Origin of the sequence: Cobetia sp. UIB-001 (genome assembly GCF_044789135.1) — a bacterium.
Classification (GTDB): domain Bacteria; phylum Pseudomonadota; class Gammaproteobacteria; order Pseudomonadales; family Halomonadaceae; genus Cobetia; species Cobetia amphilecti.
Genome location: NZ_CP058244.1, coordinates 803,869 through 829,522, shown reverse-complemented (window position 1 = coordinate 829,522; position 25,654 = coordinate 803,869). Strand labels below are relative to the sequence as shown.

The 25,654-nt window shown below is 64.3% G+C and carries 23 protein-coding genes; 13 read left to right on the top strand and 10 right to left on the bottom strand.

The annotated features are described in order from the left end of the window. Positions 1 to 17: 17 nt before the first annotated feature. Genes mlaD through HA399_RS03485 form a run of 3 tightly spaced genes read right to left on the bottom strand, consistent with a single transcriptional unit; the run spans position 18 to position 2,199 of the window. The gene (mlaD, locus tag HA399_RS03495) at positions 18 to 482 is read right to left on the bottom strand and encodes an outer membrane lipid asymmetry maintenance protein MlaD (protein WP_043332545.1); all 465 of its coding nucleotides are present in this window, start codon (positions 480 to 482) and stop codon (positions 18 to 20) included. After that, a complete protein-coding gene (gene mlaE / locus HA399_RS03490) occupies positions 482 to 1,282 on the bottom strand; it encodes a lipid asymmetry maintenance ABC transporter permease subunit MlaE (RefSeq protein WP_043332547.1) in 801 nt (266 codons plus the stop codon). The genes mlaD and mlaE overlap by 1 nt, the downstream gene beginning before the upstream one ends. Then, entirely contained in the window at positions 1,279 to 2,199 is a 921-nt protein-coding gene (locus HA399_RS03485) for an ATP-binding cassette domain-containing protein (RefSeq protein WP_284726413.1), read from the bottom strand. Before HA399_RS03485 ends, mlaE begins: the two co-directional genes overlap by 4 nt. 315 nt (positions 2,200 to 2,514) lie before the next feature. Here HA399_RS03485 and HA399_RS03480 point away from each other — a divergent pair, with 315 nt between their 5' ends. The 12 genes from HA399_RS03480 to mgtE all read left to right on the top strand — a co-directional run bounded on the left by HA399_RS03480 (position 2,515) and on the right by mgtE (position 13,643). After that, positions 2,515 to 3,459 carry a calcium/sodium antiporter gene (locus tag HA399_RS03480; protein WP_043332549.1) on the top strand — a complete coding sequence of 315 codons (945 nt, stop codon included), beginning with the start codon at positions 2,515 to 2,517 and terminating at the stop codon, positions 3,457 to 3,459. A gap of 99 nt (positions 3,460 to 3,558) precedes the next feature. Continuing rightward, the gene (locus HA399_RS03475; protein WP_404326068.1) at positions 3,559 to 4,626 is read left to right on the top strand and encodes a KpsF/GutQ family sugar-phosphate isomerase; all 1,068 of its coding nucleotides are present in this window, start codon (positions 3,559 to 3,561) and stop codon (positions 4,624 to 4,626) included. A gap of 126 nt (positions 4,627 to 4,752) precedes the next feature. Next, positions 4,753 to 5,322: an HAD family hydrolase gene (locus HA399_RS03470; protein WP_052384400.1), complete on the top strand. Its 570-nt coding sequence runs from the start codon at positions 4,753 to 4,755 to the stop codon at positions 5,320 to 5,322. Beyond that, entirely contained in the window at positions 5,322 to 6,005 is a 684-nt protein-coding gene (lptC, locus tag HA399_RS03465; RefSeq protein ID WP_404326067.1) for an LPS export ABC transporter periplasmic protein LptC, read from the top strand. The genes HA399_RS03470 and lptC overlap by 1 nt, the downstream gene beginning before the upstream one ends. Before the next feature lie 108 nt (positions 6,006 to 6,113). Further along, on the top strand, positions 6,114 to 6,692 hold the full coding sequence (gene lptA / locus HA399_RS03460; protein WP_225347607.1) for a lipopolysaccharide transport periplasmic protein LptA: 579 nt from the start codon (positions 6,114 to 6,116) through the stop codon (positions 6,690 to 6,692). Between the two features lie 3 nt (positions 6,693 to 6,695). Next, positions 6,696 to 7,433 (top strand): LPS export ABC transporter ATP-binding protein, encoded by a 738-nt coding sequence (gene lptB / locus HA399_RS03455; RefSeq protein ID WP_225347606.1) that lies wholly within the window; start codon positions 6,696 to 6,698, stop codon positions 7,431 to 7,433. A gap of 233 nt (positions 7,434 to 7,666) precedes the next feature. Next, on the top strand, positions 7,667 to 9,115 hold the full coding sequence (locus tag HA399_RS03450; RefSeq protein WP_054555105.1) for an RNA polymerase factor sigma-54: 1,449 nt from the start codon (positions 7,667 to 7,669) through the stop codon (positions 9,113 to 9,115). A 660-nt stretch (positions 9,116 to 9,775) separates the two neighbouring features. Next, complete coding sequence (gene hpf / locus HA399_RS03445) at positions 9,776 to 10,084, top strand: ribosome hibernation-promoting factor, HPF/YfiA family (RefSeq protein ID WP_043332555.1); 309 nt, start codon at positions 9,776 to 9,778, stop codon at positions 10,082 to 10,084. Between the two features lie 9 nt (positions 10,085 to 10,093). Then, entirely contained in the window at positions 10,094 to 10,564 is a 471-nt protein-coding gene (locus HA399_RS03440) for a PTS sugar transporter subunit IIA (protein WP_404326066.1), read from the top strand. 137 nt (positions 10,565 to 10,701) lie between these two features. Next, positions 10,702 to 11,649: an RNase adapter RapZ gene (rapZ, locus tag HA399_RS03435; RefSeq protein ID WP_404326065.1), complete on the top strand. Its 948-nt coding sequence runs from the start codon at positions 10,702 to 10,704 to the stop codon at positions 11,647 to 11,649. Next, a complete protein-coding gene (locus HA399_RS03430) occupies positions 11,636 to 11,905 on the top strand; it encodes an HPr family phosphocarrier protein (RefSeq protein WP_404326064.1) in 270 nt (89 codons plus the stop codon). The genes rapZ and HA399_RS03430 overlap by 14 nt, the downstream gene beginning before the upstream one ends. Positions 11,906 to 12,287: 382 nt before the next feature. Then, positions 12,288 to 13,643 (top strand): magnesium transporter, encoded by a 1,356-nt coding sequence (gene mgtE, locus HA399_RS03425; RefSeq protein ID WP_404326063.1) that lies wholly within the window; start codon positions 12,288 to 12,290, stop codon positions 13,641 to 13,643. A gap of 105 nt (positions 13,644 to 13,748) precedes the next feature. On the opposite strand, the gene pmbA is transcribed toward mgtE, so the two are convergent. Further along, positions 13,749 to 15,125 carry a metalloprotease PmbA gene (gene pmbA, locus HA399_RS03420; RefSeq protein ID WP_404326061.1) on the bottom strand — a complete coding sequence of 459 codons (1,377 nt, stop codon included), beginning with the start codon at positions 15,123 to 15,125 and terminating at the stop codon, positions 13,749 to 13,751. A gap of 76 nt (positions 15,126 to 15,201) precedes the next feature. On the opposite strand from pmbA, the gene yjgA reads away from it, so the two are divergent. Further along, a complete protein-coding gene (gene yjgA / locus HA399_RS03415; RefSeq protein WP_043332563.1) occupies positions 15,202 to 15,705 on the top strand; it encodes a ribosome biogenesis factor YjgA in 504 nt (167 codons plus the stop codon). Positions 15,706 to 15,841: 136 nt separating this feature from the next. Here the strand turns inward: yjgA and tldD are convergent, their stop codons facing one another. From tldD to mreC, 6 genes are all read right to left on the bottom strand, one after another. Beyond that, a complete protein-coding gene (gene tldD, locus HA399_RS03410) occupies positions 15,842 to 17,302 on the bottom strand; it encodes a metalloprotease TldD (RefSeq protein ID WP_107335429.1) in 1,461 nt (486 codons plus the stop codon). Next, on the bottom strand, positions 17,299 to 21,567 hold the full coding sequence (locus HA399_RS03405; protein ID WP_404326058.1) for a YhdP family protein: 4,269 nt from the start codon (positions 21,565 to 21,567) through the stop codon (positions 17,299 to 17,301). Before HA399_RS03405 ends, tldD begins: the two co-directional genes overlap by 4 nt. A gap of 80 nt (positions 21,568 to 21,647) precedes the next feature. Next, entirely contained in the window at positions 21,648 to 23,111 is a 1,464-nt protein-coding gene (gene rng / locus HA399_RS03400; protein WP_043332570.1) for a ribonuclease G, read from the bottom strand. Positions 23,112 to 23,296: 185 nt separating this feature from the next. Next, on the bottom strand, positions 23,297 to 23,905 hold the full coding sequence (locus HA399_RS03395; RefSeq protein WP_404326057.1) for a Maf family protein: 609 nt from the start codon (positions 23,903 to 23,905) through the stop codon (positions 23,297 to 23,299). 267 nt (positions 23,906 to 24,172) lie between these two features. After that, positions 24,173 to 24,655, bottom strand: coding sequence for a rod shape-determining protein MreD (gene mreD, locus HA399_RS03390; protein WP_043332574.1), 483 nt, complete (start codon positions 24,653 to 24,655; stop codon positions 24,173 to 24,175). Beyond that, the gene (gene mreC / locus HA399_RS03385; protein WP_404326899.1) at positions 24,655 to 25,632 is read right to left on the bottom strand and encodes a rod shape-determining protein MreC; all 978 of its coding nucleotides are present in this window, start codon (positions 25,630 to 25,632) and stop codon (positions 24,655 to 24,657) included. The genes mreD and mreC overlap by 1 nt, the downstream gene beginning before the upstream one ends. Positions 25,633 to 25,654 lie beyond the last annotated feature (22 nt).

Here is a 25,654-nt window from a genome sequence, read left to right as displayed (position 1 = left end):
AATCAACGCTTCGAGAGTCAGCTCTTCGAAAAATTGGACACGAACTGCTGGATCAACTCTTCCAGCACCAGTGCAGACTGGGTATCGCGAATGGTATCGCCGTCCTCCAGCACGTCCGGGTCTCCCCCGGTGCTCAGGCCGATGTACTGCTCGCCCAGCAGGCCGGACGTCAGGATGGCGGCGGTGGTGTCCTTGCTCAGCTTGCCACGCAGGCTGCTGTCCAACTTCATCGTGACACGGGCGTCAAACCACTTCGGGTCCAGCTCGATCTTCTCGACGCTGCCGACGGCAACACCTGCCATCGTGACCTTTGACCGCGCCTTGAGGCTTCCGATCCCTGAGAAGTTGGCATTGAGCACGAAGGTGTCATCGGCCTGCTGGAAAGTGACGCCGCTGACACGCAGTCCCAGGAAGACCATTCCCAGGAAACCAGCGAGTATGAACAGGCCCACGCCGAACTCGAGCATGCGGGTACGTTTCATCAAATCTCTCCGAACATGACGGCCGTGAGGACAAAGTCGAGTCCCAGCACCGCCAAAGATGAATAAACCACGGTACGTGTGGTGGCGCGCGAAATGCCTTCCGAGGTCGGGATCAGGTCATAGCCCTGGAAGACGGCGATCCAGCTGACCACCAGCCCGAAGACCAGTGACTTGATGACGCCGTTCATGACATCACCGATGAAATCGACGTTCGACTGCATGCTGCTCCAGTAGGCGCCCTCGTAGATGCCCAGCCAGTCGACCCCCACCAGCTTGCCGCCCCAGATGCCGACGACACTGAAGCCGATGGTCAGCAGCGGCAGCGAGACGAAACCGGCCCACAGACGCGGCGCGACGATGCGCTTGAGTGGATCGACGCCGATCATCTCCATGCTGGTCAACTGCTCGGTGGCCTTCATCAGGCCGATCTCCGCCGTCAGCGCCGACCCCGCACGCCCGGCAAACAGCAAGGCCGCGACCACAGGTGCCAACTCGCGCAGCAGTGACAGCGACACCATCTGCCCCAGCGCCTCCTCGGCACCGAAACCGACCAGAATGGTGTAGCCCTGCAGCGCCAGCACCATGCCGATGAACAGCCCCGAGACCAGCACGATGGCCAGCGACAGCACACCGACGAAGTGCATCTGTCGCACCCACAGGCCGATGCCCTCACGGGACGGGATGCCGATACCGGCCTGCACCAGCAGCATGCCGGCACGCCCGATGGCCGCGATCACGTCGATGCTGCTGCGGCCCAGTGACGTGATGGCCCCGAGCGGGCCACGATTCAGACCACTCATGACTCTCTCCTGCGGGTTGCCGATTCGCGACCATCGAGAATGTCGCCGGCGAAGTCCGGGGCGGGATAATGGAAGGGCACCGGGCCATCCGGCTTGCCGTGGATGAACTGGGCCACGCGCGGGTCCGACTCGGCGTTCAGCGCCTCGGGGGTGCCCTGCGCCATCACCTTGCCATCGGCGATCACATAGACGTAATCGGCGATGGTCAGCGTTTCCTTGATGTCGTGCGAGACCACCAGCGCCGTCATGCCCAGCGCATCATTGAGGCGCCGGATCAGATTGACCAGCACGCCCATCGAGATGGGGTCCTGCCCGGCAAAGGGCTCGTCGTACATGATGAGGTCCGGGTCCAGTGCGATGGCTCGCGCCAGCGCCACACGCCGCGTCATGCCGCCGGAGAGTTCGGCCGGCATCAATTCACGCGCGCCGCGCAGCCCGACGGACTCGAGCTTGATCAGCACGATGTCACGAATCATCGCATCGGGGAGATCGGTGTGGACGCGCAGCGGGAAGGCGACGTTCTCGAACACGCTCAGATCGGAGAACAGGGCACCACTCTGAAACAGCATGCCCATGCGACGGCGCATGCGAAACAGCTCGCGCCGCGACAGGCCATGCACGTGCAACCCGGCGATCTCGACGCGCCCCGCCGAGGGCGTCAGCTGGCCGCCGATCAACTTGAGCAGTGTCGTCTTGCCGGTACCGGAAGGCCCCATGATGGCGGTTATCTTGCCGCGCGGGATCTTGAGGTCGATGCCGGAGAATATCTCGCGTTCTCCACGGGTGAACCGCAGGCCTTCGACACGAATCAGGGCGTCATCGAGGTTGATCTCGCCTGCCGCGCCGCGTGAAGAAGCCTGCGCCTCCTGGCCGTCCGCACCCGTCCGGGTAGCGGTCTGACCGGGCAAATCAGTCATAGAAGCATCCGCTGTGAGGGACCTTCGCCGTGACGAGCCACACGCTGTCGGCTCGCGAACAGGTCGAATGTCCGAGTCATGGGATCCAAGGATCAAGTTAGTTAGCGAACATCGTATCCGAACCCACCCCTGTGCCGCCAGTCTCATCAAGGCAACAGAGCCGTGCCGCGGGTGGTGACGCGCTCAACAAAGCGCTCGGCAAGAGGCTCGACAATGGGAACATGGCCACTGTCTTGCAAAGGATTGGGGGGATGCGTTTAATGGCGCGGTTCCCGGCGATACGCCACCGCCCTGCCCCCTGCCCCGAGAGTTCTGATGCTATATCCCATCCTTGCAGTCGTCATCGGCCTGATTGGTCTTGTCTGGAGTGCTGATCGCTTCGTCGAAGGAGCCGCGGCCACTGCGTGGCGCGCCGGGATGAGCAAACTGCTGATCGGGATGACGATCGTCTCCGTCGGCACCTCTGCCCCCGAGATCGTCGTCTCCATCATGGCCTCTCTTGATGGCACTCCGGATATCGCGACCGGCAATGCGCTGGGCTCCAACATCGCCAATATCGGCCTGGTGCTCGGCGTCACGGCGCTGATCGCCCCGATTCCGGTGCATTTCGGGCTGGTGCGTCGCGAGCTGCCGCTGCTGCTGGCGGCCACGGCACTGGGCGGTTATGCGCTGTCCAACAGCGGGCTCGAGCGTCTCGATGGCATCCTGTTGCTGGCCCTGCTGGTCTTCACGCTGGTGTGGCTGTTCAAGGTCGACTCGCCGAGCGAGGCGGAAAGCCAGGATGACGTGCCCGAGATGAGCACCGGGCGCGCCATCTTCTGGCTGCTGGTCGGGCTGGCGGTGCTGATCGCCAGCTCGCGTGCGTTGGTGTGGGGGGCGACAGACATCGCCCAGGCACTCGGCGTGCCGGAATTGATCATCGGCCTGACCGTGATCGCCATCGGCACCAGCCTACCGGAACTGGCCGCCAGCGTGGCCAGCGCCCTCAAGCGCCACCACGACATCGCCATCGGCAACGTCATCGGTTCCAACCTGTTCAACATCCTCGCCGTGCTGCCCGTGCCGGGCCTGCTGGCACCGGGTCCGGTGGATGGCAGCGCCATAAGCCGTGACTATCCGGTGATGCTGGGGCTGACGCTGCTGCTGGCCGCGCTGCTCATCTGGCAGCGCCGTGGGCGCATCGGTCGCGGCCCAGGTGTTATCCTGCTCGCCTGCTATCTGGCCTACACGGCCTGGCTTGCCATCAGCCTGACTCGCTGACGGCAGCGTCTTCATCATCGTTCGCCACGCCGCCGCGCGGGATGACACGCCCTTTCCGCGCGGTTTGAGCCCTGGCCAACCACAGGCAACAATTCGATCATGACCGAGCCTTCCAGCACCCCGCACGCCACCGCGCCTGGCGCCTCTGCTTCAAGTCAGACCGCCGCCAGCCAGTCCGCCGCCGATGAGACTCCGGCCAGCCAGGCGGATTTTCGCGCCAGCGCCCGCCGTACCTTCGCCATTGAGGAAGCGGCCATCGCCGCGCTCGAAAGCCATCTCGATGACGACTTCGACCGCGCCTGTCAGCTGATGCTGGCCACCAAGGGCCGCGTCATCGTGACCGGCATGGGCAAATCCGGCCATGTCGCCAGCAAGATCGCCGCCACCCTGGCCAGCACCGGCACGCCGGCCTTCTTCGTCCACCCCGGTGAAGCCAGCCATGGCGACCTGGGCATGATCACGCCGGCCGATGTGGTACTGGCGCTGTCCAATTCCGGAGAGACCGCCGAGGTCACGGCGCTGCTGCCGCTCTTGAAGCGCATGGGCACCCCGCTGGTCTCGATGACCGGCAAACCCGGCTCGACCCTGGCGCGTGACGCCGATGCACATCTGGACACCAGCGTCGCCCAGGAAGCCTGCCCGCTGAATCTGGCACCGACCGCCTCGACCACCGCCGCGCTGGTGATGGGCGACGCCCTGGCGGTGGCACTGCTGGAGGCCCGCGGCTTCACTGCCGAGGAATTCGCGCTTTCCCACCCGGGCGGCAGCCTGGGTCGACGCCTGCTGCTGCGTGTCCAGGACGTGATGCATCATGGCGACGCCCTGCCGCGCGTGACACTCGGCAGCCCGCTGCGCGATGCACTGCTCGAGATCACGCGTCAGGGTATGGGCTTCACCTGCGTGATCGATGATGACGACCACCTGGTCGGCGTCTATACCGATGGTGACCTGCGCCGCACCCTCGACCAGCACGGCGATCTGCGCGCGCTGAAGGTCGATGATGTCATGACCCGTGGCGGCAAGACCGTGCGCGCCAGCATGCTGGCCGCCGAAGCGGTGCGCATCATGGAAGAAAACCGCATCAGCGTTCTGGTAGTCTGTGACGAGGATGAGCACCCCATCGGAGCCATCCATATGCACGGCCTGCTGGCCAGCGGCGTGATCTGAACTCCCGCGGGCGTTCGCTGTCTCTGTTCGACGGCAGATCGTCCCGGCAAGACGCCACCGCTCAACGCCCATCAGCGCCGTTCACAGGACAGCGTCAAGCATGCACGGAGTGCGAGGAGAAAGACCATGAGCGACACGAATTCCCTGAGCGAAGAATATCCGCAGGACATCATCGACCGCGCACGCCGCGTGCGTCTGCTGGCGCTGGATGTCGATGGCGTGCTCACCGACAACCGCCTGCACTACGATGCCAACGGTGTCGAGACCAAGTCCTTCCACGTCCAGGATGGCCATGGCCTCAAGCTGGTGCTGCGCAGTGGCGTTCGCGTCGCGCTGATCACCGGCCGCAGCTCGCCGATGGTCGAGCGTCGCGCCAAGGAACTGGGCATTCAGGATGTCATCCAGGGCCGTGAAGACAAGCTGGTCGCGCTGACCGACCTGTGCCGCGAGCACGGGATCGAGCTGGAAGAAGTCGCCTATTGCGGCGATGACCTGCCGGACCGCGAAGCCATTCGTCGTGTCGGTCTCGGCGTCAGCGTGCCCAACGCCATGGCCTACGTGATGAGCGAGGCCAACTGGGTCACCTCACGCCAGGGCGGCGATGGCGCCGTGCGCGAGCTCTGTGATCTGCTGCTCAAGGCCCAGGGCCACTGGGCCTCGGTGCTGGATACCTACCTGCAGGAGTCGCGCCCCTGATGTTACGTCTGCCCCGCCCTTCTCCGCGCCTCTGGCTGATGCTGCTGTTGCTGCTCGTCGGTGGCGTGCTGGCGCTGATCGAGCAGCGCAACAGCCTGGAATCGACCGTCAATGTCGAGGTCGACAGCAGTGAGCCGGATTACTATCTCGACGGGGCAGACATGACACGCTTCGATGCGCGCGGCGTGGCGATCCAGTCCATGACCTCGCCGCATATCGAGCATACGCCAGGCGATGACGTGACCCGGGCGCAGACCCCGAAGATTCGCACCAACGACAGTGAAGACCGCCGCTGGTATGCCACGGGTGACAGTGGCGTGTTGAGCGCCGGCGGCGACACCTTCACCCTCGAGGGCAATGCCAGACTGCGCCAGCCCGATGACCGCTGGACCCTCGATACCGATGTCCTGCACTACAGCCGTGATCAGAATCGCGCCTGGAGTGACGTACCGGTCGTGATCACCCAGAATGGCCAGCATGTCGAAAGCGACAGCTTCAGCGCCGACCTCTCACAGGATTCCGCCGTGCTGCAGGGCCGTGTTCGCAGCGTCCTGCAACCCGGCACGGGCCAGAGCGAGGCCAGCAAGGAAGCCGAGCGCATCGACTCGGGCACCGACAGCACCACCTCCGATGATGGGCGCGTCAACAGCACCTTCGAGGCAGCGCCTGCCAGCGGTGAATGAACCCGCCGGGCTGGCCGTCACGCCATGACCCGCGCCGCACCACCTTCTTCTCTGCCGCTCGATGGCATCATTGCTCGGGCGGCGACCCCGTCATGCCAAGGAGCCACCATGACTTCCACGACTCGCAAGCCCTTGACGGCCTGTCGCCAGACCCTCAACAGCGGTGTCATGGCGCTCTGCCTGGCACTGGGCATGTCCACCTTCGCCCCGGCCGCCATGGCGCTGGACAGCGATGCCAGTCAGCCGATCAACATCGCCGCGGACGCCCTGTCGCTCGATGACAAGGCCGGTACCGCCACCTACACCGGCCAGGTGGAGATGCGCCAGGGCAGCATGAAACTCGATGCCAGCCGTGTCGATATCAGCCGCGCCGGCAGCGGCGAGATCTCGCTGGTCAAGGCCACCGGCAAGCGTGCCTACCTGGAACAGCAACCGGCGCCCGACGAGAAGCTGGTCAAGGGCTGGGCCGACACCATCCGCTACCATGCACTGGAGCGCCGCGTGGAGCTGGTCGGCAACGCGCGTCTCGAGAAAGGTGATGACACCTTCGAAGGCGGCTACGTGGAGTACTTCCTCGACAAGCGCCAGGTGAACGCCAACAACAGCAAGACGGCACAGCAGACCGAAGGCGGTCGCGTGCACATGACTCTGACGCCGCGCGGCGCCAATGCCAGCAAGGAAAACTGAGTCATGACTGCTACTCCGCGTACGCTGAGCGCTCGCCATCTGGCCAAGGCCTACAAGGGCCGCAAGGTGGTCAAGGACATCTCGCTGGAGATCCGCCAAGGCGACATCGTCGGCCTGCTGGGCCCCAATGGCGCCGGCAAGACGACCTCGTTCTACATGATCGTCGGGCTGGTGCGCGCCGATGCCGGCAACGTCTCCATCGATGACAAGGACCTCTCCGCTGCCGCCATGCACCAGCGTGCACGTGCCGGCATCGGCTATCTGCCGCAGGAAGCGTCGATCTTCCGCAAGCTGTCGGTGGCCGACAACATCATGGCGATCCTGGAGACCCGCAAGGACCTGGATCGCAATGGCCGCAAGGCACGCCTTGAAGAGTTGCTCGAGGAATTCAGCATCACGCACATCCGCGCCAGCGCCGGCATGAGCCTGTCCGGCGGCGAGCGTCGTCGGGTCGAGATCGCCCGTGCACTGGCCACCGAGCCGGACTTCGTGCTGCTCGATGAGCCCTTCGCCGGCGTCGACCCCATCTCGGTGGGCGAGATCAAGAGCATCGTGCGTCAACTGCGCGACCGAGGCATCGGCGTGCTGATCACCGACCACAACGTGCGCGAGACACTCGATATCTGTGACACCGCCTATATCGTCGGCGATGGCCAGATCATCGCCCACGGTGATGCGGACTCCATCCTGGCCAACCAGCAGGTGCGCGACGTCTACCTGGGCCACGAGTTCACGCTCTAGGGTCAGCGCCTGCGCTGAGTCCTCGCGAGGTAAAAGCTTCGAAAGCCGCTGCGTGATTTTATCGCGTAGCGGCTTTTTCATGTCTGACATCAGACGCATGCATGACGTCCATACCACCTTGGTGGAAACATGGCATGCAAGTTGCTTGAATATTCACGGCAACCACTTGTCAGTGCCCCGAGTCACGGTATAGCGTAGTAAGCACGTTCCTTTGCCGTGAATTGACTGACTCCATGAAACCCACCCTGCAACTCCGCCTCGGCACCTCGCTGACCATGACGCCGCAGCTCCAGCAAGCGATCCAGCTGCTGCAGCTGTCGACGCTCGACCTGCGTCAGGAGATTCAGCAAGCCCTCGAGTCCAACCCCATGTTGGAGCTCGACGAGGACTACGAGTCGCTGGATGTCGTCGAGACACAGGATTCGAGCGAGATCTCCACTGCCGACTCCTCGAGCGAGATTCCCGAGGAATACCCCCTCGACAGTGACTGGTCGGACCTCTACCAGGACCACGCCGGTAGCCTGACCAGCTCCGGCAGTGGCAGCGGGAGTGAAGAAGGGCCGGACTTCGATCGCAATACCAGCGTCGAGAGCCTGCAGGACCACCTGCGCTGGCAGCTGGCGATGACCGACCTCGATGGCCGTGAACGCCAGATGGCGGAGAGCCTGATCGATGCCGTCGACGGTGCCGGCTATCTGAGCCTGTCACTCGACGAGCTGGTCGATGGCCTGCGCGGCCAGGGCCTGCCCGGCCTCAAGGCCTCCGAGCTCGAGCAGGTATTGCTGCGTCTGCAACAGTTCGACCCGACCGGCGTCTTCGCCCGTGATCTGCGCGAATGCCTGCTGCTGCAACTGGCACTGTTGCCGGATGATCTGCCGCTGCTGGCGCAGGCGCGCCGCCTGGTACGTCAATTCCTCGAGGCACTGGGCAACGATGACCGCAAGCTGCTCAAGCGCCGCCTGAGCCTTGACGATGACGAGCTGGATCACGTCATCCGCCTGGTACGCGCGCTCGATCCGCGTCCGGCATCCGCCTGGGGCGAGCCCGCCAGCGATTACGTGATCCCTGATCTGCTGGTGCGCCATACCCGCCATGGCTGGCAGGTCGAGCTCAACCCGGAAGCGCTGCCCAAGCTGCGCATCCAGCCGGAATACGCCGCGCTGATCAAGCGTGCCGACAAGTCCGCCGACAACACCTTCCTCAAGGACAACCTGCAGGAAGCGCGCTGGCTGATGAAGAGCCTGTCATCGCGCAATGACACCCTGCTCAAGGTCGGCCGCGAGATCATGGCGCGTCAGATCGACTTCCTCGAGCAAGGCGAGGAAGGGATGAAGCCGTTGATTCTGGCCAACATCGCCGAAGTGGTCGAGATGCACGAATCGACCATCTCGCGGGTCACGACCCAGAAGTACATCCACACCCCGCGCGGCGTCTTCGAGCTCAAGTTCTTCTTCTCGAGCCAGGTCGGTGGCAGCGGCAGTGGCGACGCCCACTCAAGCACCGCCATTCGTGCCCGCATCCGCAAGCTGATCGCGGAAGAGCCGGCCCGCAAGCCTCTCTCTGACTCGCGCCTGGTCGATCTGCTTGCCAGCGATGGCATCGAGGTCGCACGTCGTACCGTGGCCAAGTACCGCGAAGCGATGGGCATTCCGTCCTCAAGCGAGCGCAAGCGTCTGGCCTGACGCGTCACCTGCGGCTGCCATGCCCTGCTTTCACCTCCACAATGGCAGCCGCCACCAACCTCAAGCGTTGGATTTTCCGCTCATCAGCCTCTGACTTCGCGAGTAGCGGTACGCCTGTCGCGCGCTCTGTCATCCCGTCAACCGCTCGTCAATTGCCCGTCATGGCCCATGACAGCGCGCAGAATGACGGCAAAAAACCGCCGTTCCGGCAGCGTCATTTACCGTCAATCGCATGTTTTTAAAGTCACTTTTGCGCGTATTGCACCTGGATGACACCCGAAGAACCTCCCGGAACGCCGCTTGTCCCACGCAATCGAAGCGCCTGAAAGGCGACGTACATGCAGGGATTGGCGACGAAAACCCGCCTTCTTGCGCGTCTTTCACGCACCACCCACCAGACGTGCCCTTGAAGTCCACTCCGTTACCCCTCACTGAGTTGAAGACAAGCACTGAGCCACGATGCAGCGCAGCGTTGATCTTTGCGCAAAGCTTGGGCATTGTCGGTACAGACGCTCACGACATCTGACGCCACTGGCAAGGGTGCGAAAACATCGCCAGACGGTGGCCGTCAAGCCTGTTGCAGAGCGTCCGATCAGGGTTTGCTCGTAGTCAAAAAGGGTTACAATTGAATGGCAACCCGCTGGATAAAGGAGCGTGTCCATGCAAGTGAATATCACCGGGCATCATGTGGAACTTACCGATCCTCTCCGCGATTACGTCAACGAGAAGCTCGCTCGCCTCGAACGGCATTACGACAACATCACCAATGTTCAGGTGACACTGTCGATCGAGAAGGAGCGCCAGCAGGCTGCCTGCACCTTGCACGCGGCAGGCGCTGACCTCCACGCCCTGGCAGAAGACCCCAACATGTACGCTGCCATCGACGCGCTCGCCGACAAGCTGGATCGCCAGCTGGTCAAACACAAGGAAAAGTCCCAGGCTCGCTCTCAGGGCACCGGGACCCGTTGACCTTCAGCCATGACACTTGATCAGATCCTTCCCCCCGAGCGCACGCTGTACGGTGTCCCCGGGGGGAGCAAGAAGCGGGTGCTTGAATTCTTCAGTACCTTCATCGCACAGAACATTCCCAGCCTGGATAGCCAGGAAGTCTTCTCGCGCCTGATCGGGCGCGAGAGACTGGGGTCGACCGGCATTGGCCACGGTGTGGCCGTGCCCCATGCACGCAGCCCGCATTGCAAGACGCCAATCGCTGCGTTTCTGAAGCTCGGTGAATCCATCGACTTCGATGCCATCGACGGAGAACCCATCGATCTGCTGTTCGTGCTGCTGGTGCCTGAGGAAGCGGATGAGACCCATCTGACGCTGCTCGGGCAGGTTGCGGAATTGCTCAATTCCCCGACCAATCGCTCGGCCCTGCGCCAGGCAGACAGCCAGCGTGCACTCTTTGAGGCATTGACCCAAGCCATCGCCGAATTACCGGCGCGCTGAATGACAGGCCCGGACATCGTCCGGGCTTTCGTCTTGCTGGCCTTCCATCGGCCGACGTACAGCGCACTGATAGCGGGCAGCCTTCTGCCCCACCCCTGCATTCTTTCGACGTTGACCTCGCCCTTGGAGAGCACTTCATGAAGATCGTGATCATCAGCGGCCGCTCCGGCTCCGGGAAATCCATCGCTCTCCAGGCGCTGGAAGATATTGGCTACTACGCCATCGACAATCTGCCCGGCATGCTGCTGGCGCCACTGGTCGATCAGCTCGAAAAGGACAGCCCGGCGCGTCGGCGCATCGCGGTCTCCATCGATGCCCGCAACCTGCCGGAAGCCTTGACCCGCTTCCCCGAATTGCTCGACAACGTCCGCCAGAGCGGCATGGACGTGCAGGTCGTCTACCTGACCACCGATTCGCGAGTGCTGCTGGAACGCTACTCGGCGACCCGTCGTCGTCACCCTCTGACGCGCGACAACGACCACACCCTGGCCGAGGCCATCGAGATCGAGCAGAAGACGCTCGCTCCCATCCGCCAGAAGGCCGATCTGGTCATCGACTCGACCAACCTGAGCGTGCACGACCTGCGCTCGCGCATCACCGAGCAGGTCGCCCAGCACAGCTCCCGCCACCTGACGCTGACCTTTGAATCCTTCGGCTTCAAGCATGGCGTGCCGACCGACGCCGACATGGTGTTCGATGCCCGCTGCCTGCCCAACCCGTACTGGGACATCAATCTGCGCGGCGATACCGGTCGCGATGACAGCGTGGCCGAATTCCTGCAGCGCTACCCCACCGTCCAGGCGATGCATGACGATATCGCCGGCTGGCTGGAACGCTGGCTGCCCGCCTATCAGGACAGCAATCGCAGCTACCTGACGGTGTCCGTGGGCTGCACCGGCGGCCAGCATCGCAGCGTCTACCTGTGCGAGCAGCTGGCGAGCTACTTCGCCGAGCGCCTGCCTGAGGTGCGCCTGCGTCACCGCGAGCTGGGCATTCATACCGCGCTGAGCAACGCGGGTGAGACATGTGATCAGCAAGAGCATCAGCAAGAGCCTCAGCAGGAGCATCGCGATGGCCTCTCATGAGCTGACGCTGACCAACCGCCGCGGGCTGCACGCCCGCGCTGCCACCAAGCTGGTCAATTGCTGTGCGCCCTATTGCGCGACGGTGATGGTCAGCCATGGCGAGCGACGCGCCAATGCAGCCAATGTGATGGCATTGCTGATGCTGGCCGCGCCCTGCGGCACCACGCTGCTGATCGATGTCGAGGGTGAGCAGGCCGATGAGGCGATGCTGGCCATCGAGGCGCTGTTCGAGGCGCGCTTCGAGGAAGACGAATAACCGCCACTGACAGCGCTGTACATTTGCGCTGTGCTCAGCCTTCCTTCCTCAGCCAGCTCGCCTCTTGGTCAACTATCTTTTCGGCCCGCTCGCTTATCGGCCAGCCCCCCTCTGGCGGCCCACTGGCAACACCATTAACTGCTCATGCAGGATGCCTAGCGCCTGTTCCTGCACCGGTTCCTGCACCTGTCCTTGCACCTACCCTTATACCTATCTCTGCACCTATCCTTGCGCCTGGCAGCCATGCGACGCTGCTTTTGTGCCAGTGGCGGGACGCGGATTGTCCTTTCGATAAGAAACACTGTTTTCTTTTGTCGACGCGCCCCCCTACGCCAATGGTAGAATCAGCGCTGTCCTTCATGTCGACAGGGGAAGCCGACAGATGAGCAAGACGTCTCGTAAACTCAAGCCAAGACTTGATCGCCTGTCACAGGCGCTGGAAAGCGGCGAGCTGGAACAGGCAAGACGCATGCTCAATCGCGGCCTCGCACCAGTGGACGTGGCCCACCTGCTGGAATCCTCGCCCCCCAAGGAGCGTAATCTGCTCTGGGAGCTGGTCGATGCCGAGCTGCAGGGCGATGTCCTTCAATACCTCGGCGAAGACATCCAGACCGACTTCCTCAAGGACATGGACGCCGTCGACGTTCTCGCCGCCACCGAGAACCTGGAACCGGATGATGTCGCCGACATTCTGCAGCGCCTGCCGAATGCGGTGATTCTCGAAGTCCTCGACTCCATGGAGGCGCAGGAGCGCCTGCGCGTCGAAACGGTACTGTCCTTCCCGGAGGACACCGCCGGCGGCCTGATGAACACGGACACCATCACCATTCGTCCGGACATCACCCTGGACGTGGTGCTGCGCTACATTCGCCGCCACGAGCGCCTGCCCGACTCCACCGATACCCTGCTGGTCGTCTCGCGTCGCGATGAATTCATTGGTGCGCTGCCCATCAATCGCCTGCTGGTCTCGGACCCCAGCGTCACGGTGCGCGAAGTGATGGACACCGACAGCGTGGTGATTCCGGCCCTGATGCCGGAAACCGAAGTCGCCTCGCTGTTCGAGAAGCACGACCTGATCTCGGCACCCGTGGTCGGCGGCGATGGCAACCTGTTGGGCCGTATCACCATCGATGACGTGGTCGACGTCATCCGTGGCGACGCCGAGCACCAGGTGATGTCGATGGCGGGGATGGATGAGGACGAAGACACCTTCTCTCCCGTGATGCGAACCTCGTGGCGCCGCGCCGTCTGGCTCGGCATCAACCTGCTGACCGCCTTCATGGCCTCCGCCGTGATCGGCATGTTCGAAGGCACCATCCAGAAGATCACCGCGCTGGCCGTGCTGATGCCCATCGTCGCCAGCATGGGCGGCATCGCGGGCTCGCAGGCACTCACCGTCCTGATTCGTGGTATCGCGCTGGGGCACGTCAAGAGCGGCAATGTCCGCTGGCTACTCAAGCGCGAGGTCATCGTCGCGGGGCTCAACGGCCTGTTATGGGCCGTGGTGGTGGCAGGCATCGCCATCGTGTGGTTCGGGGATGTCCAGCTGGGGGCCATCATCGGCGCCGCGATCATGATCAATCTGTTGATCGCCGCCGTGACGGGCACGCTGCTGCCGGTGCTGCTCAAGAAGCTCAATATCGACCCTGCCCTCTCCGGCAGCGTGATATTGACCACCGTGACCGACGTGATCGGCTTCATGGCCTTCCTGGGGCTGGCGACCTGGCTCTACCTGTAATACGCCCGACGGGTTCCAGTGACTGCTCCAAAAACAACACGGCCGCTCCCAAGGGAGCGGCCGTGTTGTTTCTCGCCTGTCTTACGATCAGAGAAGCGTCAGCGATCAGCCTTCCAGCTCTTCGTCTTCGCCTTCGCCTTGGGTCATGCCGGCGACGGTCATGCCATCGATCAGCCAGCTACCGCTGTGGATGCTGCCACGCGTATCGACATCATCGCCGACCGCCAGCAGATTGGCCGCCATGTCGCGCAGGTTGCCGGCGATGGTGAATTCCTCGACCGCATGCTGGATCTCGCCGTTCTCGACCCAGAAACCGGAGGCGCCGCGAGAGTAGTCACCGGTGACGCCGTTGACGCCCTGGCCCATCAGCTCGGTCACCAGCACGCCGGTGCCCATCTGCTTGAGCATCTCATCAAGCGAGGTCAGCGGCGCGGTGATGCGCACGTTGCGCGCGCCGCCGGCGTTGCCGGTGGTCTGCATGTTCAGACGACGGGCGCTGTAGGCGCTCAGCATGTAGCTCTGCACCTTGCCGTCGGCAAAGTAGACATTGTCACGCGTCGCGACGCCATCGTTGTCGAAGGCGGCGCTGGACATGCCACCGACTTCCCGCGGCTTCTCGCCCAGCGTGAACCAGTCGGGGAACAGCGGCTGACCCAGGCTATCGCACAGGAAGCTGGACTCACGGTACAGCGAGCCGCCGGCGATGGCAGACAGGTAGTGACCGACCAGCCCGGCTGACATCTGCGGGTCGAACAGCACCGGCATGCGGCCCGTCGCCACCTTGCGCGCATTCAGACGCGCCAGCGTACGGCGCGCGGCTTCACGCCCCACCGACTCAGGAGAGCGCAGGTCTGCCGGATTGCGCACGCTGGTGTAGTCATAGTCACGCTGCATGCCCTGTGCATCCTTGGCGATCAACATGCATGACATCGAGTGACGGCTGCCGCACTGGCTGGCCAGGAAACCATGGCTGTTGCCATAGACCTGCACGCCTTCACCGCTGGAGAAGCTGGCGCCCTCGGACTGCGCGATGCCCTCCACTTCCAGCCCGGCACGCTCACAGGCCAGTGCCAGGTCAGTCGCTTCATCGACGCTGATCGCCCAGGGATGATGCGCCTTGAGGTCAGGGAAGTCGGTGGCCATCAGCTCGGCCGGTGCCAGACCGGCAAAGCTGTCTTCGCCGGTATAGTGCGCGATGGAGACCGCCTTCTCGACCGCGGCACGAATCGAGTCGCTGCCGGCATCGGAAGATGTCGCGCTGCCCTTGCGATTGCCGAGATAGACGGTCACGCCGATGCCCTGGTCACGCGACAGTTCGACCGTCTCGACTTCGCCGTCACGTACCGAGATGCTGACGCCCTGATCGACGCTGGCACCGACCTCACAGGCGTCGGCACCCAGGCTGCGGGCAAGCTCGAGAGCTTCGCTGACGCGACGCTCGAGCAGTTGTTGCTGAGCAACGGCATCAAAGGCCTGGCTCATGTTGTTCTCCTTCTGAGGAGACGGGGGCCCGGCAGTGCTATACTGCCGCAAATTTCCCCGACTCATTGGAATTGGCATGCGTAAAGAAAGACCCGAGGAGCTCGTCGAGCGCCCCAGCAAGTCCCAGTTGAAGCGCGAGATGATCGAGCTGCAGGCGCTGGGCAAGAAGATCATCGATCTGCCGGAAGGCCAGCGCGCCAAGTTCCCGCTCTCTGACGACATGCTGGCCGCCATCGAGGAGACCCATCGCATTCGTAGTCACGAAGGCCTGCGTCGCCACATGCAGTACGTCGGCAAGCTGATGCGCAAGGAAGACCTGGACGCCGTGCGTGCCGTCTTCGAAGCCATGGAGCAGCAGAACGTGCGTCGCGATGCTTCCTTCCAGCGTCTCGAACGCTGGCGCGATCGCCTGCTGGACGACGATGAAGCCTTCGTGATCTTCGTCGAGGATTATCCTCACGTGGACCGTCAGGCCCTGCGTCAGCTGATCCGCAATGCGCGTGCCGAACGTGACGCCGGCAAACAGCCCAACAGTGCCAAGAAGCTCTTCAAGCTGCTGCGCGCCGAACTCGACCTCTGACACGGGTCCTGCCGCTCACGCGCTTTCCTGACGTACTACGCCTCACGCGCTGATTCTCAAGCGCTTCCTCGACACCGCCATGGCCCTGCCACGGCGGTGTCGTCGTATTCATCGCTTCATTGTGAACGCGACCCGCTCAGGATTGCGTGCCGCCGACCGTCAGCTCATCGAGCTTCAGCGTCGGCTGACCGACACCCACGGGCACGGACTGGCCGTCCTTGCCACACACGCCGACACCGGTATCCAGCTCCAGGTCGTTGCCGATCATCGAGACGCGGCCCATGGCTTCCGGCCCGTTGCCGATCAGGGTCGCGCCCTTGACCGGCGTGGTCACCTTGCCGTCTTCAATCAGATAGGCTTCGCTGGCGGAGAACACGAAGCGCCCGGAGGTGATGTCGACCTGGCCACCGCCGAAGCTGACCGCGTATATGCCACGCTTGACGCTCTTGATGATCTCCTGCGGATCGCGATCGCCACCCAGCATGTAGGTATTGGTCATGCGCGGCATCGGCAGGTGCGCGAAGGACTCACGGCGCGCATTGCCCGTCGGCGCCATGCCCATCAGGCGGGCATTGAGCTTGTCCTGCATGTAGCCGGTGAGGATGCCGTCCTCGATCAGTGGCGTGTACTGCCCCGGAGTGCCTTCGTCATCGACGGACAGCGAGCCACGGCGATCGGCCAGGGTCGCATCATCGACCACGGTGACGCCGCGTGCCGCGACCTGCTCGCCCATGCGGCCCGAGAAGGCAGAGCTGCCCTTGCGGTTGAAGTCACCTTCCAGACCATGACCGACCGCCTCGTGCAGCAGCACGCCCGGCCAGCCATTGCCCAGCACCACCGGCATCTGGCCGGCCGGTGCATCGATGGCCTCGAGATTGACCAGCGCCTGACGCACGGCTTCACGCGCGTAACGCTCGGCGACATTCTCATCGCGCAGACGGGTCAGCGGGAAACGACCACCGCCACCGGCACTGCCACGCTCGCGACGGCCATTGCGCACCGCGATCACGCTGATGTTGAAACGCACCAGCGGACGCAGGTCCGCGGCGAGGGTGCCATCGCTGGCACGCACCATCACCACCTCGTAAAGCGCCGACAGCGAGGCCGACACCTGACTGATGGACGGGTCAAGGCTGCGCGCGATGCGGTCCGCCTCCTTGAGCATCGCGACCTTGTCCTCGGCGCTCAGGCCATTCAGCGGGTCGATGCCCGCATAGAAGGACGGCGCCTCGGTGATGATCGAGCTTGCGACCGTGCCGCTGCTGCCGCTGCGCGAGATACCCGCCGCAGTGCGGCCAGTGTCGGCAAGCGCGGCGGCATCGATCTGATTGGAGTACGCGAAGCCGGTCTTTTCCCCCGCCAGTGAGCGTACGCCCACGCCACCATCGATGTTGTAGCTGGCGTCCTTGACGACGCCGTCTTCCAGCACCCAGCTCTCCTGCCAGATACGCTGGAAGTAGAGGTCGGCATAGTCGGTGCCCGGGCCCATGGCATGTGCCAGGCCAGCATCCAGATCATCCAGGCTGAGCCCGCCCGGGGTCAGCAACAGGGCCGCGGCATCGTCGAGCACGCGACCGGAACTCGCATTTTGCGTCATTCGGCACTTTCCAGAGTAATGTTCGGGTCGCCCCAGGGGCCTGATACCCGATAGTGAATTTGCGTCACCTTGTCGATGAAGCGGCCGAAGATCTTGTCGGCCACGAACAGCGCCCCGCCCACGGCGGGTGCGCCTGCCAGCACGGCGGCCAGCGGAAGGTTCTGGCTGACCGGCACCGTGATGGCCATGCGTTGATCAAGGGTACCGCGAAGCAGATCGACCTGCCCGTTGAGTGTCACGGTGGTGGACGGCGCCTCGATACGCAAGGGGCCATCGCTTTCCAGCCGCCCATCGAAGAGCGTCGCTGCGCCGCGCACCTTGTCGAAGGCCGTCCCCTTGTCGGTGACATCAGAGAAGTCCAGCGACAGCCGGCGCAGCAGGTTATCCACATTGACCAGCCCCAGCAGGCGGGCGGAGGTCGAGCCCAGATTCAGGAAGCGTCCATCATCCAGCTTGATCTCGACGCGACCATTGGAGCGCGACAGGGCAAAGTCCTGCGGCGCGCCGGGCCAGGCCAGCTTGACCTCGGCCCGGGCACGGTCCGCCTCGATGCCGCGCGGCTGGGAGAGACGCTCGAGCAACCCGCCCAGGTCACTGCCATCGGCGGACAGGCGAGCGCGCGTCAGACTGTTGGTGCCGGCATCCTCCCAGGTGATGTTGCCCACCGCGGTGATCTTGCCCAGCGTGATGGAGAGCGGCAACACCACCAGCTGCTGGCTGTCGGCGGTCCAGTCGGCACTGATCGGCCCCAGCTGCTGGTCGCGCCAGATGAGGTGTGCCAGACGCAGACTGCCCGCGGGCAAGTCGGCAAGCTCAGCGGGATACGGCGTCGGCTCGATGCCGACATCGATAGCCTCGGTAAAGTTGCCTGGCGCACTGGCGGTCTGCGTCTCCTGCTCGGCATCCGCGGGCCACAGGGCATCGAGATTCAGGGTATCCAGGTCCAGAATCAGCGGTCGCGCGGCGCCTGACTGCCACACCAGCTCGCCACTGGCGAGCTGACCATCCAGCGTCGCGGCCAGCCCCAGCCCTTGCTGCTGCGAGCTCTGGCGCGGCGCGGCCTCCAGCGTCATCGGCCCCGTACACCGGGACTGGATCATCAGGCAATCGGTGGCAACGCGCAGGCGTGACAAGGCACGCAGGGGGTCGCTCTGCTCAGCGTCGCTGCCCCCACCACTCGCGCTGCCCTCTCCACTCGCGCCACCTTCACCGGAGAGCGCTCCCGCCCACGGCTTCCAGAGCTCGGGGGCGAGGGTCGGTGTGCGCCAGGCGATGTCCCAGCCCGTCTGGGTGGGCCACTGCGGGTCACTCGGCCAACGCTCCAGCCACAGCTGTCCCGTCATCGGCACCGTGCTGCCATCGTCACGCGTATTGCCGCCTTTCCAGCGTGCACGGGCGCGATTGTCTAGGCGCACATCGCCGCCACCCTCCGCGAGCCCGATATCCACCGCCAGCGGTGCCGCCTCCTCTCGCGCCTTGCCAAAGGGTGCCGGCAGATTGATGGCGACTCCCTTGAGGTCACTCGAGAGCGCCAGACTGGCGCCGTCATCCGGCAGCATCATGCGCGCCTGGTAGTTGAACTCCCCGCCCAGCGCACTCGGGCTCTCGCCGTCCTGCAAGGCGGCCCGGGTGCTCTCGGCGGCATCGCCGATCAGGTGCTCGGGCGCGCCCAGCCAGCCCAGCACCGGCGCCAATGGCGCCTTGCCGTCGAAGATGATCGCGCCCTTGCTGCTTGAATCTGCCTGCCCGATGTTGAGCGCCGCCTTGACCGCACCACCGAACAGCTTGCCGGAGAGATTGCCGGTCAACTGCTCACGCCGCCCCTCGGGGCGGGATAGGTCATGCACGAACTCGAGCGGCCCGCGAATGCCGTCAACCTCGATGCCCGGCCCCGGGAAGGCCAGCGTCGCCGCCTGGCGCTCGCCGACCTTGCCCGCCGCCGTGATGCGCGTCTGCTCGGCGTCCTCCAGCGGCACGCGAATGTCCATCGTCGCATCCACCGAGCCCTTGCCCTGCCATTCGGCGATCAGCGCTGCGGTATCCTCGAGCGGCGCATGCGAGAGCAGATCGAACAGCGCTTCGACGCTGCCGGTCACGTCACCCTGAATCTTCAAGGTGTTGTCCTGCATGTCGACGTCGGCCTGACGCACCGCCAGGGGCGCTGCACTGCCCAGCGCCGTGGCCGGCTGAGAGCGCGCCGCCGCGACCGTGGCACTCAGCGTATTGTCATGCAGCGCGAGGTTGCCCTTCACGCCCTCCAGCGCAGGCCAGCCCTCGGCATAACCAAGTCGCCCGTCCTCGATGGCCAGCTCAAGGTCCATCGAATCGCCGGGGCCATAGCCATTTTCGCCATTGTCGTCATCCCACACCTGGGTGAGATGCAGGCTGCCCTCGGGGACCTGCCCCGCGACATCGCGCGTCAACCACTCGCTCAGCGCCGGGTCCAGTACCTTCATCGGCAACCAGGAGGCCAGCGGAATGCTGCGGGCATCCACATCACGCATCTCGAGATCCAGCTGGAAGCGATCATGGTCCTGAGCGGGAATCTGCAGGCCGAAGCCACCCGTCACATCGGCGCCAGCGCGCTGGATATGCAGGTCATGCCCCGAGACGCTGCTGCCACTGTCATCGACCTTGACCTCGACCACCCCGTCGGCGGCCTCGAGCTGCCAGCCGTCGCCGAAGACCTCGGGGAAGTGAAAGCGCATGCCCGGGTCGCCACGAAACGCGATCCGGCTCGCGATGCCGCCTTCATCAAGGCTCTGCGCGGTGACCCAGGCCGCCAGGGGCCCGAGTCCCGGAGCGCCCTGCCAGGGTTCCACCTCGGCGCCGGTCAGGCCCAGCGCCAGCTTCATGGTCAGCGGGGCATCGAGGCCGATCCCGGCCAGCGACAGGGAGAGGCCGGTGGCCGTGCCACGCGGATCGAGAGACTCGAGCACATTGCCCAGCTCGCCGAGCGCCAGCACATTGCGCCAACGTGCCACCTTCTCCAGATCGAAACTGCTGGCGACCAGCGACACGCTGCCCTCGGCGAGATCCCCCGACAGCGAAATACGCTCGGGCAGACTGGCAAGCGCTGCGGAGACTTCTGGCGATGACGCCGCTTGCAGCGTCTGGTCGTCACTGTCAGCCGCCGGAGTGCCGGCCACCGGGGCGTCATCGAGTTGCGAGGCGCCGACCGAGATCTGATTGAGCCAGGCCTGCCAGCGATCACTGCCCGCCAGGTCGCGCAGCCACTGGCCACGCGCATGAATGTCCTTGAGCGCCAGCTGGGCGCCATGGTGATCCAGCGTCAGGCGATTGAGATCGAGACGCAGACGAGCATCTTCCAGTCGCGCGTCACGCCAGCGCGCCCACAGCGTCGCGTTGCCATCGGCGTCGCGCAGCATCAGGCTGTCGCGCTCGCCCATCAGACGCCCGACACTCGCCAGCGCACCGGCGTCCAGCTCCACCTGCAGCTGGGCCGAGTAGTCGGCGAGGCCGTCATCTCCCGGCAGCACCTCCAGCACGGCGCTGACACCGGCCTGAGGCGATTCCCCGACCCGCAACTGGCCTTCCAGGTGCGCGCGATCGCCTTCTCCCGACAGCAACAGCTCGGCGGCATTCAGATTGAGGGTATCGTTGCGACCATGCAGCACCAGACGCACGTCCTCGAGCCGCACACGCTGACGCGCCAAAAGCGCCAGCCCCTGCTCCGTCTGCGCAAGGCTCATCTGTCCTTCGGGTTCGAGCGCTTCGGGAGGACGCGGCGGCCCCGGCCAGCCCCAACTGCCATCTTCGCGCTGATACAGGTGCACGATGACGCCGGTGGCAGTGGCGCGATCAAAGACAGGCGCCAGATGGCGCAGGGAGGAAAGTACATCGAGACGAGTTTCCAAATGCGACACGCTCAACAGCGGCGCCGCCTGCATCTTGTTGGGTCGAAAGAGGTTCAGGCCCGACAGCTTGATGGCCGGATCAAGGTGATCCATGCGGCCTTCAAGCGATGACATCCCCACATTGGAGTGGGTCTGGGTGGCAATGAAGTCACTGATGGACTCACTGCGCGAATCCAGCGTGGTCAACCACCAGCGCAGGCCCCCGATCAGGATGGCCAGCAACGCCAGCAACACCGCGAGCGCCATCAGCAGCCCGCGCGCCCAGCGCCGCCCACGCGAGGGTGGCGCTGGCGTCGCAGCTGACGAAGACGGGGCGTCTTCGACGCCCTCCTGCGCCGCCTCTTGCGAGGTAGAACGTGCCGCCTCTGGTGAGGTAGAACGGGTCACTGGTGGTTCTCCGAACAGGACAGACTCACGATGTGGATAACGCGACTCCCGGCATCATCGCAGGCGCGGCGGCTGACAGATCACATGAGCACAATATCGTACTGCTCCTGGGTGTAATGCGCCTCGACCTGGAAGCGGATGGTCTTGCCGATGAAGCTCTCGAGGTCCGCCACAGCTGCAGATTCCTCGTCCAGCAGGCGATCGACCACGTTCTGTGAGGCCAGCACCATGTAGGTATCCGGGCTGTAGGCGCGTTCTTCGCGCATGATCTCGCGGAAGATCTCGTAGCAGACCGTCTCCGGCGTCTTGAGGGTGCCGCGCCCCTGACAGGTAGGGCAGGCCTCGCACAGTACCTGCTCCAGACTCTCGCGCGTGCGCTTGCGCGTCAGCTGCACCAGGCCCAGTTCGGTCACGCCGGTCATCTTGTTCTTGGCATGATCACGCTCCAGCGACTTCTCGAGCACGCGCAGCACCTGGCGCTGGTGCTCGGTCTCTTCCATGTCGATGAAGTCGATGATGATGATGCCGCCGAGATTGCGCAGCCGCAGCTGGCGCGCGATGGCGGTCGCCGCCTCGAGATTGGTCTTGAAGATGGTCTCTTCGAGGTTGCGATGACCGACGAAACCACCGGTGTTGACGTCGATGGTGGTCATCGCCTCGGTCTGGTCGATCACCAGATAGCCGCCACTCTTGAGCTGCACCTTGCGGCCCATCGCCTTGTGCAGCTCATCCTCGACACTGAACAGATCGAAGATCGGCCGCTCGCCGGGGTAATACTCGATGCGCCCTTCCATGTCCGGCATGAACTCGCTGGCGAACTCCTTGAGCCGAATGAAGTTCTCGCGCGAGTCGATGCGCACGCGCTCGATCTCGTCACGCATCACGTCGCGCAGCGTGCGCATGAACAGCGGCAGATCATCATAGATCACGCTGGGCACGGCGGCGGTCAGGCGACGCTCGCTGACCTTGCGCCACAGGCGCAGCAGGAAGTGCATGTCCTGCTTGAGCTCGGCCTCGCTGATGCCTTCGGCCGCCGTGCGCAGAATGAAGCCGCCGGGCGCTTCCGGATCCAGCGCCGTCAGGCACTGCTCGGTGAGCTCCTTGAGGCGGTCACGCTCGGCATCGCTCTCGATGCGCTGCGATACGCCGGTATGCGGCGAGTCCGGCATGTAGACCAGATAGCGTGACGGCACCGACAGATGCGTGGTCAGCCGGGCGCCCTTGGTGCCGATGGGGTCCTTGGTGACCTGCACCACCAGTGGCTGGCCTTCGCTGAGCAGCTCGCGGATCGAGAGCTGCTCATCATGCGGCGTGTGCGCCGGCATGACTTCCTGGGCATGGATGAAGGCGGCCCGTTCGAGACCGATGTCGATGAAGGCCGCCTGCATGCCAGGCAACACTCTCACCACCTTGCCACGGTAGATGTTGCCGACGATGCCGCGTCGCCCGCTGCGTTCGATGAAGGCTTCCTGCAGGACACCGTTCTCGACCACCGCCACGCGGGTCTCCATCGGTGTCAGGTTGATCAATACCTCGCCGCTCATAGCGCAAGTCCTTGTAAAGTCGTTGCTTGCGATTATGACATAGCAAGGGAGCCCCCGGCTGTGATCTATCGACTAAGGATTTCCTGCAACGGGTATTTTGTGCCACGCACGCAAGCCATCGTCCTTCACGATGCCGCTGGAGTGCTGTCTCGACACCCGACTGACGCAGTGCAGAACATCGCCCGTCAGAGCGGTTGCCACGGCTGAACGCCCGCCTTGCTCAACATCTGTGCGGTCTCATGCAGCGGCAGCCCGACCACGGCGCTGTAACTGCCCTCGAGATGACTGACGAAGACAGCGCCGAGCCCCTGGATGGCGTAGCCACCCGCCTTGTCAGCCGGCTCACCGGTCGCCCAGTAGCGCGCGGCCTCCTCTGGGGTGATGGTGCGGAAAGTCACGCGGCTCTCGACCAGCTCGCTCGCGCAGCGCATGTCGCGCCCGGCGTCGCCATGACACAGCGCCACGCCACTGAGTACCTGATGGCTGCGCCCCGACAGACTGAGCAGCATCTCGCGCGCATCGGCCTCATCGCGCGGCTTGCCGAGAATGCGTCCATCCAGTGCCAGCGCGGTATCCGCGCCGAGCACTCGCCGCCCCGCCGTCTGGCCTGCCGTCCGCTGCGCCAGGGCCGCGAAGCCGGCCTGCGCCTTTTCCCGCGCCAGACGCAGCACATAATGCTCCGGCGACTCATTGGCCTGCGGCATCTCATCGATATCCACCGGCGCCACCTCACATTGGATGCCGATACTGGCCAGCAGGTCGCGGCGACGCGGCGACCCCGAGGCCAGAATCAATTCCGCTTGAGCAGCGCCCTGTTGAGCAACGCCCTGTTGAACAACGTCCTGAGACCTTACTTTGCGCTGCGTCGCGGCGTCAGAGTTCGCAAAGAGTGAGGAAGTGGGGCTTTCGGTGTCAGGTGTGGATGGCCTGGAAGTGGATGACCTTGAACTGGATGACATGGAAGACCTCGTGAAGAGAAACATGGCTGACAAGTACCAGAAAGCCGCCCGTAGGCGGCTTTTGGAAGCTGGCAAGAAGCGCTAGCGACATGCCAGTGGCACTCAGGCCGCGACCCGCCGACGCAGCATCTGCAGCAGAGTATAGAGCCACGGCCACAGTGCGCCGCCGATGACCGCCGAGAGCAGGAACGACAGGCTGACGGGGCCGGCACCGAACAGACTGCGCAGCCATTGATCCAGCAACTGCGCGATGCCCAGCACCACGATCACCAGCAACGCCTGCTGCAACAGCGAGTAGGCGCGAATGCGCTGATAGAGCAGCACACCCATGAAGGCTGTCAGCGACAGCACCAGGGCGTTGTGCCCCAGCGGTGCGCCCTGCAGGACATCCAGCGCCAGCCCGAACAGGAAGCCGTGGAAGACTCCGACACTCTGCGGCGAGACGATGCACCAGTAGACCAGCATCAGGCCCAGCCACTGGGGCCGCCAGATCAGCCATACATCCGGCAATGGCATGACCTGCAGACACAGCGCCAGCAGCAGCGAGAACCAGCACAGCAAGGTGGTCTGGGGACGAAAGGCCATCAATTGTTCTCCCCGGCAGCGTCGGTGGGTGCCTGTGCGTCTACCGCATCCTCGGCGGAGCCTTGTGCGGCGTCGTCACCTTCAGGTTTGGGCGCCGCCAGGTTGTCACGCGGCAACTCATCGAGGCTGTCATCGACATACAGGTTGTCGGTATCCACCGGCGGCGGCATCTGGATCAGGAAGTTGCGCGAGCGCTCCAGCTGCGCGATGGGCTCGGCACTCACGCGGGCGAACGGCTTGCCGGGATCATGATAGACCTCGGTGACACGTGCCACCGGCAGGCCGCGCGGAAAGCGCAGCGCCAGCCCGGAAGTCACCAGCAGATCACCGACACGAATGTCGGCGGTGTCCGGCACATGCAGCACATCGACCTGGTCGATCTTGCCGCTGCCCTGGGCGATGAAGCGCAGGCCATTGCGATTGATCTCCACCGGCACGGCGTGGCTGGCATCACTGATCATCAGCACGCGACTGTTGTAGGCCGAGGTGGAGATGACCTGCCCGACGAGGCCATAGGCATCGAGCACCGGCAAGCCGATGCGCACGCCATCCTGCTCGCCGCGGTCCACCACCATGCGGTGGGAGAACGGGTCAGCATCGAGGGTCAGCAACTGGGAGGTGATATAGGGGATGTCGCTACGCTGCCCGGCATTGAGCAATTCGCGCAGGCGCGTATTCTCGGAGGTCAGGCTCGCCATGCGTTGCACACGGCTGGACAGATTGAGCAGCTGTTCGCGCAGCGCGCGATTCTCGTCGGCCAGCTCCTGCTGGTCGGCAAACACCAGCGCGCCCCAGCTGATGCCTTCCGTCGGCAAGCTGACGACCCACTGCACGGGCGATACCAGCGTCGCCATGCTGGCGCGCACATCGACCATCCAGCTGAAGCGATCTTCGGCAAACATCAGCGCGAGTGACAGCACCGCGCACAACAGCATGCGGTAGCCGGGCACGGGGCCACGCGTGAACAGGGGTTTGATAGCACTTCCTCCGACAGGCCGG

What these genes read in the sequence shown, in the direction of transcription:
- rapZ (WP_404326065.1), top strand. Translation starts at nt 10,702, where the DNA reads ATGAAGATCGTGATCATCAGCGGCCGCTCCGGCTCCGGGAAATCCATC.
- mlaD (WP_043332545.1), bottom strand. Translation starts at nt 482, where the DNA reads ATGAAACGTACCCGCATGCTCGAGTTCGGCGTGGGCCTGTTCATACTC.
- mreD (WP_043332574.1), bottom strand. Translation starts at nt 24,655, where the DNA reads ATGGCCTTTCGTCCCCAGACCACCTTGCTGTGCTGGTTCTCGCTGCTG.
- lptC (WP_404326067.1), top strand. Translation starts at nt 5,322, where the DNA reads ATGTTACGTCTGCCCCGCCCTTCTCCGCGCCTCTGGCTGATGCTGCTG.
- pmbA (WP_404326061.1), bottom strand. Translation starts at nt 15,125, where the DNA reads ATGAGCCAGGCCTTTGATGCCGTTGCTCAGCAACAACTGCTCGAGCGT.
- HA399_RS03485 (WP_284726413.1), bottom strand. Translation starts at nt 2,199, where the DNA reads ATGACTGATTTGCCCGGTCAGACCGCTACCCGGACGGGTGCGGACGGC.
- HA399_RS03475 (WP_404326068.1), top strand. Translation starts at nt 3,559, where the DNA reads ATGACCGAGCCTTCCAGCACCCCGCACGCCACCGCGCCTGGCGCCTCT.
- hpf (WP_043332555.1), top strand. Translation starts at nt 9,776, where the DNA reads ATGCAAGTGAATATCACCGGGCATCATGTGGAACTTACCGATCCTCTC.
- lptB (WP_225347606.1), top strand. Translation starts at nt 6,696, where the DNA reads ATGACTGCTACTCCGCGTACGCTGAGCGCTCGCCATCTGGCCAAGGCC.
- HA399_RS03480 (WP_043332549.1), top strand. Translation starts at nt 2,515, where the DNA reads ATGCTATATCCCATCCTTGCAGTCGTCATCGGCCTGATTGGTCTTGTC.
- mgtE (WP_404326063.1), top strand. Translation starts at nt 12,288, where the DNA reads ATGAGCAAGACGTCTCGTAAACTCAAGCCAAGACTTGATCGCCTGTCA.
- HA399_RS03470 (WP_052384400.1), top strand. Translation starts at nt 4,753, where the DNA reads ATGAGCGACACGAATTCCCTGAGCGAAGAATATCCGCAGGACATCATC.
- yjgA (WP_043332563.1), top strand. Translation starts at nt 15,202, where the DNA reads ATGCGTAAAGAAAGACCCGAGGAGCTCGTCGAGCGCCCCAGCAAGTCC.
- mlaE (WP_043332547.1), bottom strand. Translation starts at nt 1,282, where the DNA reads ATGAGTGGTCTGAATCGTGGCCCGCTCGGGGCCATCACGTCACTGGGC.
- HA399_RS03430 (WP_404326064.1), top strand. Translation starts at nt 11,636, where the DNA reads ATGGCCTCTCATGAGCTGACGCTGACCAACCGCCGCGGGCTGCACGCC.
- HA399_RS03450 (WP_054555105.1), top strand. Translation starts at nt 7,667, where the DNA reads ATGAAACCCACCCTGCAACTCCGCCTCGGCACCTCGCTGACCATGACG.
- lptA (WP_225347607.1), top strand. Translation starts at nt 6,114, where the DNA reads ATGACTTCCACGACTCGCAAGCCCTTGACGGCCTGTCGCCAGACCCTC.
- tldD (WP_107335429.1), bottom strand. Translation starts at nt 17,302, where the DNA reads ATGACGCAAAATGCGAGTTCCGGTCGCGTGCTCGACGATGCCGCGGCC.
- rng (WP_043332570.1), bottom strand. Translation starts at nt 23,111, where the DNA reads ATGAGCGGCGAGGTATTGATCAACCTGACACCGATGGAGACCCGCGTG.
- HA399_RS03440 (WP_404326066.1), top strand. Translation starts at nt 10,094, where the DNA reads ATGACACTTGATCAGATCCTTCCCCCCGAGCGCACGCTGTACGGTGTC.